This is a genomic window from Methylosinus sp. sav-2, assembly GCF_004366495.1.
Lineage (GTDB): Bacteria > Pseudomonadota > Alphaproteobacteria > Rhizobiales > Beijerinckiaceae > Methylosinus.
Genome location: NZ_SOEJ01000002.1, coordinates 92,301 through 105,912, shown reverse-complemented (window position 1 = coordinate 105,912; position 13,612 = coordinate 92,301). Strand labels below are relative to the sequence as shown.

The 13,612-nt window shown below is 65.0% G+C and carries 10 protein-coding genes; 6 read left to right on the top strand and 4 right to left on the bottom strand.

The genetic code is table 11. From position 1 onward, the window contains the following. The first annotated feature begins 62 nt into the window (after positions 1–62). From EDE12_RS06640 to EDE12_RS06630, 3 genes are read left to right on the top strand one after another with little or no spacing between them, the layout of a single operon-like run. Positions 63–3,470, top strand: a complete 3,408-nt coding sequence (locus EDE12_RS06640) for a response regulator (protein ID WP_024878845.1) — start codon at positions 63–65, stop codon at positions 3,468–3,470. Further along, positions 3,467–4,297 (top strand): CheR family methyltransferase, encoded by an 831-nt coding sequence (locus tag EDE12_RS06635; protein ID WP_026597848.1) that lies wholly within the window; start codon positions 3,467–3,469, stop codon positions 4,295–4,297. The genes EDE12_RS06640 and EDE12_RS06635 overlap by 4 nt, the downstream gene beginning before the upstream one ends. After that, a complete protein-coding gene (locus EDE12_RS06630) occupies positions 4,297–5,913 on the top strand; it encodes a response regulator (protein ID WP_245511928.1) in 1,617 nt (538 codons plus the stop codon). The genes EDE12_RS06635 and EDE12_RS06630 overlap by 1 nt, the downstream gene beginning before the upstream one ends. A 16-nt stretch (positions 5,914–5,929) precedes the next feature. Here the strand turns inward: EDE12_RS06630 and EDE12_RS06625 are convergent, their stop codons facing one another. Next, positions 5,930–6,910 carry an LLM class flavin-dependent oxidoreductase gene (locus EDE12_RS06625; protein WP_026597846.1) on the bottom strand — a complete coding sequence of 327 codons (981 nt, stop codon included), beginning with the start codon at positions 6,908–6,910 and terminating at the stop codon, positions 5,930–5,932. Between the two features lie 217 nt (positions 6,911–7,127). Between EDE12_RS06625 and EDE12_RS06620 the strand changes: the two genes are divergently transcribed. The 3 genes from EDE12_RS06620 to EDE12_RS06610 are packed head-to-tail and all read left to right on the top strand — an operon-like array spanning position 7,128 to position 10,842. Further along, on the top strand, positions 7,128–9,485 hold the full coding sequence (locus EDE12_RS06620; RefSeq protein WP_026597845.1) for an Orn/Lys/Arg decarboxylase N-terminal domain-containing protein: 2,358 nt from the start codon (positions 7,128–7,130) through the stop codon (positions 9,483–9,485). Beyond that, positions 9,482–10,051, top strand: a complete 570-nt coding sequence (locus EDE12_RS06615; protein ID WP_026597844.1) for a GNAT family N-acetyltransferase — start codon at positions 9,482–9,484, stop codon at positions 10,049–10,051. Before EDE12_RS06620 ends, EDE12_RS06615 begins: the two co-directional genes overlap by 4 nt. 38 nt (positions 10,052–10,089) lie before the next feature. After that, complete coding sequence (locus EDE12_RS06610) at positions 10,090–10,842, top strand: phosphodiester glycosidase family protein (RefSeq protein ID WP_024878839.1); 753 nt, start codon at positions 10,090–10,092, stop codon at positions 10,840–10,842. A 10-nt stretch (positions 10,843–10,852) separates the two neighbouring features. On the opposite strand, the gene EDE12_RS06605 is transcribed toward EDE12_RS06610, so the two are convergent. The 3 genes from EDE12_RS06605 to aroC form a co-directional block, all read right to left on the bottom strand. Continuing rightward, positions 10,853–11,164: a hypothetical protein gene (locus tag EDE12_RS06605; protein ID WP_026597843.1), complete on the bottom strand. Its 312-nt coding sequence runs from the start codon at positions 11,162–11,164 to the stop codon at positions 10,853–10,855. 165 nt (positions 11,165–11,329) lie between these two features. Continuing rightward, the gene (locus EDE12_RS06600) at positions 11,330–12,370 is read right to left on the bottom strand and encodes a histone deacetylase family protein (protein WP_026597842.1); all 1,041 of its coding nucleotides are present in this window, start codon (positions 12,368–12,370) and stop codon (positions 11,330–11,332) included. Between the two features lie 3 nt (positions 12,371–12,373). Beyond that, positions 12,374–13,462: a chorismate synthase gene (gene aroC, locus EDE12_RS06595; RefSeq protein ID WP_026597841.1), complete on the bottom strand. Its 1,089-nt coding sequence runs from the start codon at positions 13,460–13,462 to the stop codon at positions 12,374–12,376. Between the last annotated feature and the right edge of the window lie 150 nt (positions 13,463–13,612).

Here is a 13,612-nt window from a genome sequence, read left to right as displayed (position 1 = left end):
CGCGACGATCTCGAAAGACTCTGGCGCGCCTCGGCCGGCGCCTTCACGCGAGGGGAACGCTGATGTCGCCGGGCGAGACCAGCGCCGCCTTCCTCGTGGATCACGACTCGCTGCGCGCCTCGCATGGGCTCGACGAGTCCACATTCGCGGATATCCGCTTCGTCGGCGAGACGCTCTCCGCGCGCGTGCCGGAGCTGATCGAGGACTTCTACGCCTGGCTCCGCGGCTTCTCGGATTTCGCGCGCTTCTTCGCCGACCCGCGCATGCTGCAGCGCGTGAAGGCGCAGCAAAACGAATATTGGACCGATTTTCTCGCCGCCAATGTCGATGACGCCTATGTGGAGCGCCGACGCGTCATCGGACGCACGCATGCGCGCATCGAGCTCGGCCTGCTCATCTATCTTTTGGCCATGGAATTCGTCTCCGCCTGGCTGCGCCGCGCGATCGAGAACGACGAGCGGCTGCGCGCGCGTGCGACCGCCGCTCTCTCCGTGCGCAAGCTCATCGCCTTCGACTCGGCCGTCGTCGTCGACACCTATGGCGCGCTCACCGCGCAAAATCTCGAGGATCATCGCGAGCGCCTGCATCATGTCGCCAGCGTCATGCGCGCGGTGACGGAGGGCGATCTCGAGCGCCATATCGATCTCGCCGGCCCCAGCGACATTCTCGGCCTATCGCTCAATGATCTCGTCGACAGCCTGCGCGGAGTCGCCCGCGAGATGGAGACGATCGCCGGCGGCGATTATTCCGCGCAGCCTTCGCCGCGCAGCGACAAGGATCAGCTCGGCAAATCGCTGCAGGCGATGACGCGCGCGCTGCGGGAGGCCGCCGAGCGCAATGACCGGCAAATGTGGCTCGCCGAGCAGGAGACCGCGCTGTCCCAGGCGATGAGCGGCAATCCGACGATGCGCGAGCTGGCGCAGCGCGTGCTCGCTCTGCTGTGCCGCGCATTGAGCGCGCAGGTCGGCGCGCAATATGTCGCCGAGGATGGCGGCGCGACGCTGCGGCTCGCCGGAGCCTATGCCGGCGCCTCCGGCATGCGCGAGCATTGGCGGCTCGGCGAGGGGCTGGTGGGCCAAGTCGCGCTGGACAAGCGACGCATCGTCGTGACCGACATTCCAGAGGACGGCCTCGCCATTCATTGGGGGCTCGGGCAGACGCCGCCCCGCCATCTGCTGATCTTTCCGCTGCTGCACGAAGGGGAGACGCGCGGCGTCATCGAGCTCGGCGCGATCAAGCCTTTTTGCGAGAAGCGTCTCGCTATTCTCGACTTCGTCTCGAGCGGCGTCGGACAGGCGATCAGCTCCGCCGAGGCGCGCGGCCGCATAGAGCAATTGCTGGAGGAATCGCGCGCGCAAGGCGAGGAGCTCACCGCGCAGCAGGAGGAACTGCGTCAGGTCAACGACACGCTCGAAGAGCACACGCGGGCGTTGGAGCTGCAGAAGGAGAATCTGCTGGCGACAGAATCCGCCTTGCGGCAGAAGGCCGTGGAGCTGGAGCGCGCCAGCCGCTACAAATCCGAATTTCTCGCTAATATGTCGCATGAGCTGCGCACGCCGCTCAACAGCTCGCTCATTCTCGCCAAGCTGCTCGTCGACAATCGCGACGGCAATCTCGCGCCCGAGCAGATCAAATATGCGCAGAGCATCTATTCCGCCGGCAATGATCTGCTGGTGCTCATCAATGATATTCTCGATCTCTCCAAGATAGAGGCCGGCAAGATCGAGCTCGACATGGAGACGACGGCGATCTCGACATTGCTCGCCGATCTCGAGCGGCGCTTCGAGCCGCTCGCGGCCGAGCGGCGGCTGCAATTCTCCATCTCCGTCGAGCCCGGCGCGCCGGACATGATCGAAACCGATCGCCAGCGCCTGCAGCAGATTCTCTCCAATCTTCTTGCCAACGCCGTGAAGTTCACCGAGCGCGGCGGCGTGCGCCTCATCGTGCGGCGCGAGAGCGCGCAGCGCGTCGCCTTCGTCGTCGAGGACACGGGGATCGGCATAGCGGTCGATCAGCAGGAGACGATCTTCCAGGTATTTCGCCAAGCCAATGGCGGCATCAACCGCAAGTTCGGCGGCGCCGGCCTCGGCCTCTCCATCTCACGCGAGTTCGCCGAGCTGCTGGGCGGCGCGCTCAGCGTGCGCAGCACGCCGGGACAGGGCAGCACATTCTCCCTGCTGCTGCCGCTGCGCGCCGATGGCGCGGCGGCTCTCGCCGTGCGACGCGAGGAGCCGCCGCCGTCGCCTGTGGCGCCCGCGCCGGCGCCGATATCGGACGATCGCGACGAGATCACGGATTCACGCCGCGTGGCGCTGATCGTCGAGGATGATCCCGCCTTTGCAGAAATATTGCGCGATCTCGCGCGTGAGCTCGGCTTCAAATGCATCGTCGCAGGCTCGGCCGGCGACGCGCTGACGCTGGCGCGACGCTTCCGTCCGCAAGCCGTGCTGCTCGACATCGGCCTGCCGGACCAGTCGGGCCTCACCGTGCTCGAGCTGCTGAAGCGCGACCCCGCGGTCCGCCATGCGCCGATCCATGTGGTCTCGATGCATGATTATCAGAAAGTGGCGCGCGAGATGGGCGCCGTCGGATACATATTGAAGCCGGCCAAGCGCGAGCAGCTCGTCTCCGCCTTCCGCCTGCTGGAGGACCGGCTCGATCGCGACAAGTCGATCCTGATCGTCGAGGACGAGGGCGTGCAGCGCACCGCTCTCATGGAGCTCTTGTCTTCCGCCGGCGTGGAGATCGTCGCGGTCGCGACGGCCGAGGACGCCTCGCGCGAGATCGACGCGCGCCCCTTCGACTGCGTGGTTCTCGACCTCATGCTGCCCGGCGTCAGCGGCTTCGAGTTTCTGGAGCGCATGAGCCGCGACGAGACGCGCGTCGCGCCGCCGGTGATCATCTACACCGCGCGCTCGCTCAGCATGGACGAGGAGCAGAAGCTTCGGCGCCTGTCGAAATCCATCATCATCAAAGGCGCGCGCTCGCCGGAGCGGCTCATAGAGGAGACCACTCTTTTCCTGCATCAGGCGGAATCGAAGCTGTCGCCCGAGCAGCAGCATATGCTCGAGATCGCGCGCAGCCGCGACAGCGTTCTCGACGGCCGCCACGTGCTGCTGGTCGAGGACGATGTGCGCAATATATTCTCGCTGACGGCCGTGCTCGAGCGTGAAGGCATGACGGTGCAGATCGCCCGCAATGGCAAAGAAGCGCTGGAGCGCATCGATCGCGATCCGACGATCGATCTGGTGCTGATGGATCTGATGATGCCGGAGATGGACGGGCTCGCCGCCATGCGCGCGATCCGCGAGCGCGAGGACAAGGCCGCTCTGCCGATCATCGCGCTCACCGCCAAGGCCATGCCCGACGATCGCGCGCAATGTCTTTCGGCCGGCGCCAATGATTATATCTCCAAGCCGATCGACGTCGAGAAGCTCTTGTCGCTGATCCGCGTATGGATGCCGAAATGATCCTTCTCGACTCCGATGAGAAAGCCGAGATCGAGCTGGACCTCCTGCTGGAGGCCATATTCCGGCTCTATCAGCATGATTTTCGCGGCTATGCGCGCTCCTCTCTGCGCCGCAGCGTCGCCCGCGCTCAGATCGCGCTGCGATGCGCGACGATCACCGATCTTCTCGACCGCATCGTCCACGACAGGGGCGCTTTCACGGAAGCGTTGCGCCATCTCACCATACAGGTGAGCGATCTCTTCCGCGATCCTTGCTATTTCCGCGGGCTGCGCGAGACGGTCGCGCCGCATCTCGCCACCTATCCTTCGCTGCGCTTCTGGGTGGCGGGCTGCGGAACCGGCGAGGAGGCCTATTCCATCGCCATTCTCCTGCACGAGGAAGGGCTGCTCGAGCGCTCGCTCGTCTATGCGACCGACATAGACAAGGAGAGCATGGCGATCGCGCAGGCCGGCGCCTATGAGCTCTTCCGCATGGGCGGTTTCGCCGAGAATTACCACGGCTCCGGCGGACGCGCGGCGCTCTCCGACTATTTCGTCGCGCGCGGCGCCTATGCGACCATCGCGCCCTTTCTGAAGCAGCGCATCCTGTTCTGCGACCACAGCCTCGCGACCGACGCCGCCTTCGCCGAAATGCACCTCATCTCGTGCAGGAACGTGCTCATCTATTTCGACCGAACGCTGCAGGATCGCGCGATCGGCCTGTTTCGCGAGTCGCTCTGCGCGCGCGGCTTCATCGGCCTCGGGCCGAATGAATCGCTCGCCTTCTCACGTCATGCGTCTTCTCTAGAGATTCTTTCGGCTGACGAGCACATCTATCGGGTGAAATGATGAGAGCGATCGAAAACTCCTCGAACCCGTCCGGGCGTCGGCGGTCGTCGACGCCCGATTTCGACTCGGGCCGCACGTCCAAGCTCCCGGTCGTTCTCATCGTCGATGATTTCGCGGAGAATCTGATCGCGATGGAGGCGCTGCTGCGTTGCGACGCGTTCGACATCGTCACCGCGCAATCGGGCCGCACCGCGCTCGACATTCTCCTCGATCGCAGCATCGCGCTCGCCATCGTCGATGTGAACATGCCGGAGATGGACGGATTCGAGCTGGCGACGCTGATGCGCGGCGTGGAGAAGACGCGCTATGTGCCGATCGTCTTCGTCACCGCGCATTCGCCGGACGTCTCGCGCATGTTCAAGGGATATGAGGTCGGCGCCGTCGACTATCTGTTCAAGCCGATCGACGAGCAGGTGCTGCGCAGCAAGGTCGACGTCTTCGTGACGCTGGAGCGGCAGCGCCAGCAGCTTCTGCAAGTGGAACGCATGCGCGAGATGTTCGTCGGCATTCTCGGGCATGATCTGCGCAATCCGCTGCAGAGCATACTCACCTCCGCCGAGCGCTCGCTGAGCGTTGCGCAGGACGACGATCTGCGCAAGGCGCTGCAGCTCATTCGCCAGAGCGGCCAGCGCATGGCGCGGATGATCGAGCAGATTCTCGATCTGACGCGCATCAGAATGGGCGGCGGCCTCGCCATCCGTCCCGCCGCGGCGAATTTCCGGCGCGTCGTCGAGCAGATCGCCGATGAGTTCAGCGGACGCGGGCGCGCCCTGCGGCTCGATTTCGACGGCGACATGGACGGCGCCTGGGATGTCGACCGCATTCTGCAGCTTCTCTCCAATCTCCTCGGCAACGCCGTCGAGCACAGCCCGCCCGGCGCGCCGGTCTCGCTGCGGATCGACGGCGGCGCGGCGGACTTTGTCGTGATCCACGTCTGCAATGGCGGACGCGGCGTGCCGAGCGCGCTGCGCGACGCGCTGTTCGAACCCTTCGCCAGCAGCGACCGCATGCGTGGCCTCGGCCTCGGCCTGTTCATCTGTCGGCAGATCGTGCTGGCGCATGGCGGCGCGATCGAATTCGAATCGGATGATTCGCGCGGCACATGCTTTCACATTCGGCTGCCGCGTCGCTGCGCGATCGAGGCGCCGCTCCACGATTCGCGCGGCGACGACGGGCGATCGGAACCGCTACGCTGCGGCGACGCGCTCTTCGGCGTCGGCGCGCGGCCGTCGCGCAGAGGCGTCATTCTCGTCGTCGACGACGACGCCGATGTGCTCGACTCGCTCGAGCTGCTGCTGACGACAGAGGGCCATGAGGTGCTGGCCGCCGCAGACGGCGACGCCGCGACCAAGATCGTCGTCGGCGACCGCGCCCGGCCGGACATGGTGATCATCGATTATCATCTGCCCAATGGCGTGGTGGGGCCGCTCGTCGTGCGGCGCCTGCGCGAGCTGCTCAATCGCGACCTTCCGGCGCTCGTCCTGAGCGGCGCCACAGCGGATGAGGACGCCGTCCGCATCCCGCTGCAAAACAGCGCGCAGCTCGGCAAGCCGGCCGACGTCGAGCGGCTGCTGGAGACGATACAGAGATTGCTCGCCGAGAACGCCGCGCCCTGAGCCGAGCGCGCTCCGCTCAGGCGAGCGCGGCCTCTATGCGCGGGCGAATCTTCGCCGCGAAGTCATCGAGGCTCGCAAGCGCGAGAGCCTCGTTCGTCGTCGCCGGCTTCAGCAGCAGCGAGCCCACGCCGAGCCGCCGATGAATGCCGACGATATTCTCAGCGAGCTCCTCATAGCTTCCGATGAGCGAGCGCTCGACGATCTCCTCCGGATCGAAAGAGGCCGGCGCATTTTGCGCGAGAAAAATGCCGCGCATGCGATCGGCGAAACGCGCGATGAAGGGCAGCGCCTCCGCCAGCGCCTTCTCACGCGTCTCGGCGGCATAATAGAAGCGCGCCAGAGCAAGACGCGGATCGGCGGCTGGCCCCGTCGCGCGATAGGCGGCGGCCGCCTGCTCGATCTTGGCGATCGGCACAAGCGAGGCCGCCATTAGGCCGAAGCCCTTGCGCGCCGCATATTCGATCGCTGACGGCGTCGATGTGGCGATCCAGGTCGGAATCGGCTTTTGCAAGGGCTTGGGGTAGAGCGCGAGATCATCGACATGAAAATGCGCGCCGGAGAAAGTGACGCGATCCTCATAGAGCAGACGCTCGATCAGCTCGAGCGCCTCGAGAGTCATGTCGCGCGACTCCTCCTTCGCCGCGTGAAAATGCTTGTTCTGCGCCGGAAAGGGACCGCCCTTGGCGACGCCGAAATCGAAACGGCCATTGGAGAGAACGTCGATGGTCGCGACATCCTCCGCCACCTGGATCGGATTGCGGAAAGCGAGCAGCACCGCCGCCGAGCCGAGCCGCACGCGCGAGGTGACGCCTGCGAGATAGGAGAGCAGCGTCAATATGGATGGGCTGACGGCGTCATCGTCGAAATGATGCTCGGCGACCCAGGCCTCCTCGAAGCCGACCTCCTCCGCGCGGCGCACGAGACGCGTCTGCGCGTCGAAGCAGGCCTTATAGTCGCGAACAGGGTTTTCATAGGTGCAGAACACGCCGATGCGCATGGCCGAAGCTCCTTCTGGCACGCTATATAGGTTTGTTATATAGCTTAGGCCCCGGTCACGCCGGCGGCAAGCGGCGGATGCGCAATTCCGCGGCGTTTCCAGCCGAAGCGGAGGCCTGCTCTGCGGCGCCGCAAAGCGCTGTCACGATTGTGTCATCGAACAAGGCTGTGAGTGCGGGGCTCCTCCTCTTCCTCGTCAGCGCCACAGGCCGATTCGAATGGACTTCTCCCGTCGCTTCACATTCCTCTTCTCCGCTCCCAATTTCGAGGCCGATGACCTCGAGGGGCTGCGCGTCAATCAGATCATCGCCGCGATCGAGAGCATGGGCTTTCAGGTCGTGCGCGCGCGCCGCGTGGAGGACGCCGAGATCGTCGTGCAGACCGACGCCGCCATCGGCTGCCTCGTCGTCGATTGGGGCAAGAAAGGCCTCGAGGGCAAGACCGCCTCGCTCATCGATCTCATGCGCAAGCGCGGCCTCGAAATGCCGATCGTGCTGCTCATTCGTCGCAAGCGCTTCGAGGATATTCCGGTCGAGGTGCTGGACTTCATCGACGGCTATGTCTTCCTCGCCGAGGAGACGCCGGAATTCATCGCCAAAAATCTCGTCTCGCGCCTGAAGCAATATGCGGAGACGCTGAAGACGCCCTTCTTCGGCGCGCTGGTCGATTACGCCGAGGAAGGCAATCAGCTATGGACCTGCCCCGGCCATAATGGCGGCATTTTTTATAGCCGCAGCCCGATCGGCCGCATCTTCATGGAGCATTTGGGCGAGGCCGTGTTCCGCGACGATCTCGACAATTCCGTCGTCGAGCTCGGCGATCTGTTGACGCATGAAGGGCCGGCGCTCGCCGCGCAAAAGGCGGCGGCGGAAATCTTCGGCGCCGAGAAGACCTATTTCGTGCTCAACGGCACATCCTCCTCCAACAAGGTCGTGCTCACCAATCTGGTCGCCGAGGGCGATCTCGTGCTGTTCGATCGCAATAATCACAAGGCCGCGCATCACGGCGCCTTGCTGCTCGGCGGCGGCGTGCCGATCTTTCTGCCGACGACGCGCAACGCCCATGGCCTCATCGGGCCGATCGATCACGAGGCCTTCGACGAGGAGAAATTGCGCGAGCGCATTCGCGCCAATCCGCTGGTGAAGGACAAGGACGCTTGGCGCAAGGAGCGGCCTTTCCGCGCCGCCATCATCGAGCAATGCACTTATGACGGCACCATCCATAACGCCGAATGGATCGTCAGCAAGATCGGCCATTTGTGCGATTACATTCTCTTCGACGAAGCCTGGGCCGGCTTCATGAAATTTCATCCGCTCTATGAGCGACGCTATGCGATGGGGCTGAAGAATCTCACCGAGGCCTCGCCCGGAATCGTCGCGACGCAATCGACGCATAAGCAGCTCGCCAGCTTCTCGCAGGCCTCGCAAATCCATGTGCGCGATCGCCATATAAAGGGCCAGCGGCGGCGCGTGGAACATCGCCGCTTCAATGAAGGCTTCATGCAGCACGCCTCCACCTCGCCCTTCTATCCGCTGTTCGCCTCTTTGGATGTCGGCGCGCAGATGATGAAGGGCCGCTCCGGCGAGCTTTTGTGGGACGACACCATCCGGCTCGGCATAGAGCTGCGCAAGAAGCTGCGCGCGGTGCGGCGCGAGTTCGAGGCCAAGGAGCAAGACCCGGCGCGGCGCTGGTTCTTCGATCCTTTCGCGCCCGATTGGGTCTCCATTCCAGACGCCGCGCGCGAATCCGGCGCGCATCGCGTTCCCTGGGAGAGCGTCTCCACCGATCAGCTCGCGCGCAATCCCGACTTCTGGGCGCTGGCGCCGGATGCGCGCTGGCATGGATTCTCCAATATGGCGCCGGGCTTCGCGATCACCGATCCGGCCAAGCTCACTCTGCTGACGCCGGGCTTCGATCGCGAGACCGGCGCCTATGCCGATCATGGAATCCCGGCGCCGATCGTCGCGCAATATTTGCGCGAGAACCGCATCGTGCCGGAGAAGAACGATCTCAACTCGCTGCTGTTTCTGCTGACGCCGGGCGTCGAATCGAGCAAGGCGGGAACGCTCGTCTCCTCGCTCGTCGCTTTCAAGCGCCTGCATGACGACAATGCGCTGCTGCAGGATGTGATCCCCGAATTTGTCGCGCGCCGCTCCGCGCGCTACAGGGGCGTGCGGCTGCGCGATCTTTGCGGCGACATGCATCGCTTCTTCAAGGAGGCGAACGCCAGCTCGCTGCAGCAGGCGCAATTCCGGCAGGAGCATCTGCCCGAGATGGCGATGACGCCGCGCGAGGCATATCTGCGCCTCGTGCGCAATGACGTGGATTTCCTGCCGATCGACGAGATAGAGGGCCGCATAGCGACGACGCTCTTCGTCATCTATCCGCCGGGCATCGCGACGATCGTTCCGGGCGAGCGGCTCGACACGAAGGCGCGGCCCATGCTCGACTATTTGCGCATGTTCGAACGCAGCGCCAATCTCTTCCCCGGCTTCGATTATGAGATCCAGGGACTCTACAAGCAGTGGAACGGCGAGGCGAAGATGCGGCTCTACACTTATGTGGTGCAGGAATGAGCATGATCGAAGCGAGCGCCGAACGCGCGACGATCCTCGTCCGCCCCTCGCGCGACGAGGATGTCGACGCCATGCTGGCGATCTATCTCCAGCATGTGCGCAAAGGGCTCGATCCATCCGAGGCGCCGCTCTACGAGCCGCCGCAGAAGGAGGATTTGAAGCGCCGGCGCAAGAATATGGGCAATCATCGGCTGCCGCATCTCGTCGCCGAGCATGAGCGCGCCGTCCTCGGCTACGCCTATGTCGTGCCGTTTCGCAAGCGTCCGGCCTATCGCTACGTCGTCAAGCATTCGATCTATGTCGATCCGCGCCATCTGCATCGCGGCGTCGGCCGGCTGCTGCTGCAAGCGCTGGTGGATTCCTGCGCGGCGGCGGGATTTCGGCAAATGATCGGCTATGTCGACGCCTCCAATGAGGCGTCGCTGAAGCTGCATGAGGCGATCGGCTTTCGGCAAGCCGGATATCTTTCCGGCGTCGGATTTAAATTCGGCCGTTGGACAGATTCGGTGATCTTGCAGCGCTCGCTCGGCCCCGGCGCGGCGACGCCGCCCGATGCGCGCAGCTGACGCTGCGGGCGGCGCGGCGGTCATGCTATGATCGGCGCATGATTCCGCTTCGCCGCCTCCTGCCCTTCGCCCTCTTGCTCTTCTTCGTCTCGCCCGCGACCGCGGCGGCGCGCAATCCTTGCCAGGATGTGGAGGATGCGGGCGCGAGCTACACCATCTGCGTCTTCGACACGCGCGGCGATTCCATTCGCCTCTTCCTCGCCGATGCGAAAGGCGAGGTCTATGGCTCCTTCTCGGCGCTCGACGCCGCGCTCGCGCAGAAGGGCGAAAAGCTCCTCTTCGCGATGAACGCAGGAATGTATGACGAGCGGCGCCTGCCGATCGGGCTCTATGTCGAAGGCGGCCATATGGAGAAAAGCGCCAACACCCATTCGGGCGCCGGCAATTTCCATATGAAGCCCAATGGAATTTTCTGGGTGGAGGGCGCGCGCGCCGGCGTCACCGAGACGCAGCGCTTTCTGAAAGAGCGGCAGCATCCCGCCTATGCGACGCAATCGGGGCCGATGCTCGTCCTCGGCGGCCGCGTCAATCCGCGCATTCACGACACCGGCACGTCGATGAAGATACGCAATGGAGTCGGCGTGCGCGACGGCCATATCGTCGCTTTCGCAATCTCCAACCAGCCAGTGACATTTCACGCTTTCGCGACTCTCTTTCGCGAGCGTTTGAAATGTCCGGACGCGCTCTTCCTCGACGGCTCGATCTCGGCGCTCTATGCGCCGACGCTGTCGCGGCACGATCGCTTCCGCCCCATGGGGCCGATCGTCGGCGTCGTCGAACGGGCGCGCTGACGCGCGCCGCTCACGCCGCTTCGTTGACGGTGAAGGCGCCGACGAAATCCGGGTCCGCGAGAATCTCGCCCGTCTCCCACAGCAGATAATCGCCGGGGCCGGCGATGCGGAAACGGCCGAGGTCCGGCGGCAGGCGGACCTTGCGGCCGGCGTCCTTGCCCTCGAGCTCTATATCGACGCCGGTTCCGTCGATCGCGGCGATCGTGCCGAACATCTGACGCAGCACCTTGCCATGGGGCGTCACGCGGGTGAGGCCGATGAGCGCGCGCTTGCCGATCATTTGCGCGCGGGCCTGGATCCATTCGCTCCTGCCGAATTCCATTGTTTTCTCCCATCACCAATTGTTGCACGACGTCTCTGATGGAGAGATGCCATGATCGAGATCGTCATTGATGTGCGCCCGCGCACGCGCCGGGCGGGCTCTTGTTTCGACGCGTTTCCAACGCCGAACCGGCGTCCACTTCGGTTGGAAACGCTCAGGGACGCCTCACGCCCCCATCAGCGCGCCGACATGAGCGGCGACGCAGGCGGCGAGGTCGTCCGGCCGATAGCCGCCCTCGAGCAATGAGACGATGCGCCCGTCACAGCGGCGCGCGGCGATCTCTGCGAGGCGCAGCGTAAGCTCGGCGAAGTCCTGTTTTTGCAGGCGCAACCCGCCGAGAGGATCGTGCAAATGCCCGTCGAAACCGGCGCAAATGAGGAGGATGTCCGGCGCAAAATCGTCGAGGCGCGGGAGAATCGCCTGCGTCCAAGCCTGCGAGAATTGCTCGCCGCCGGAGCCTTTGGCGAGCGGAGCGTTGACGATGTTGTCATGCGCGCCGCGCTCGCTCGCGGCGCCGGTGAAGGGATAGTGCGGCGATTGATGCGAGGAGCAATAGAGGATGTGTCTGTCCGACCAGAAAATCTCCTGCAATCCATTGCCGTGATGCACGTCGAAATCGACGATGGCGACGCGCTCGGCGCCATGGGCGGCGATGGCGTGACGCGCCGCGATGGCGGCGTTGTTGAAGAAGCAGAAGCCCATTGCGGCCTCGCGCGTCGCATGATGGCCGGGCGGGCGCATAGCGACGAAAGCGTTGCGAGCGGCCTTGCGCATCACCTCGTCAACGGCGAAGCTCGCGGCGCCGGCGGCGTGCAGCCCGGCCTCGAGCGAGCCGGGGCTCATGACGATATCGGGACCGAGAGTCGCGAGCCCGCTTTGCGGCGCGGCTTTCTCGAGACGCTCGAGCAGAGAGGGCGCATGAACGGCGAGGATCGCCTCGCGCGAGGCTTGCGGCGCCTCGGCGCGGCGCAGCGCGGCGAAGGCGTCGCTATTCAGGGCGGAGGCGATGGCCCGCAGACGCTGCGGCTGATCGGGACGGCCTGCGCCGACCTCATGCGCGACGCCGGATGCGTGAGTGACGAGGAGGGTCGTCGGCTCGGCACTTTCGCCCGCCGCAACGAAATCGGGCGAAAGCGCCAGCCCTGCCGCTAGCGCAAGCGTCTGCCGACGGGTGAAAGTGGATGACGCCGGCGCTCGTCCGACCATCGGCTACCCGCCCACCTGCCCCCTGTGCCGCAGGAAATGGTCAGCCAAGACAATCGCCATCATCGCCTCGCCCACCGGCACGGCGCGTATGCCGACGCAAGGGTCGTGGCGGCCCTTGGTGACGATCTCTGTCTCCTGGCCGTTGCGGTCGATGGTGCGGCGCGGCGTCAGGATCGAGGAGGTCGGCTTCACCGCGAAACGCGCGACGATCGGCTGGCCGGTCGATATGCCGCCGAGCACGCCGCCGGCCTGATTGGTAAGAAACTCGGGCTTGCCGTCCGGGCCGGCGCGCATCTCATCGGCATTGGCCTCGCCGGAGAGCTCGGCCGCGGCGAAGCCGGCGCCGATCTCGACTCCCTTGACCGCATTGATCGACATGAAGGCCGAAGCGAGATCGGAGTCGAGCTTGCCATAGATGGGCGCGCCCCAGCCGACCGGGACGCCTTCGGCTACGACCTCTATGACCGCGCCGATGGATGACCCAGATTTGCGTACGCCGTCGAGATAATCGGCCCAGAGCTTCGCGGTCTCCGCATCGGGGCAAAACAGCTGGTTGTTCTCCACCTCCGCCCAATCGAAGCGGGCGCGGTCGATTTTATGCGGGCCGATCTGCACCAGGGCGCCGCGTATGGTGACGCCGGCGAGCACTTTGCGCGCCACGGCGCCGGCGGCGACGCGGGCGGCCGTCTCGCGCGCCGAGGAGCGCCCGCCGCCGCGATAGTCACGAATTCCATATTTCGCGTCATAGGCGTAATCGGCGTGGCCGGGGCGGTATTTCTCGGCGATATCGCCATAATCCTTGGAGCGCTGGTCGGTGTTCTCGATCAGCAGCGCGATCGGCGTGCCGGTCGTCACTTGGCGGCCGGCGGAATCGGCGAAGACGCCGGAGAGAATCTTCACCGCATCGGCCTCCTGCCGTTGCGTGGTGAAGCGCGACTGGCCGGGCTTGCGCTTGTCGAGAAAGACCTGAATCTCGGCCTCGGTCAGCTCCAGCCCCGGCGGACAGCCATCGACGACGACGCCGAGCGCCGGCCCATGGCTCTCGCCGAAAGTGGTGATGCGGAAGAGATGGCCGAAGCTGTTGTGGGACATGGAGCGCCGATCACATTTTTACCGAGGGCCGGTTGTAGGCGCCGGCCGCCGCGGGGTCAAATGAATGAGCGCGCCGAGCGGCGGAGCGTTGAAGCGAACGACTCTTTCGTCTAGTCTCTGCACAGAGAATATAGCGCAGTCAGGACTTGG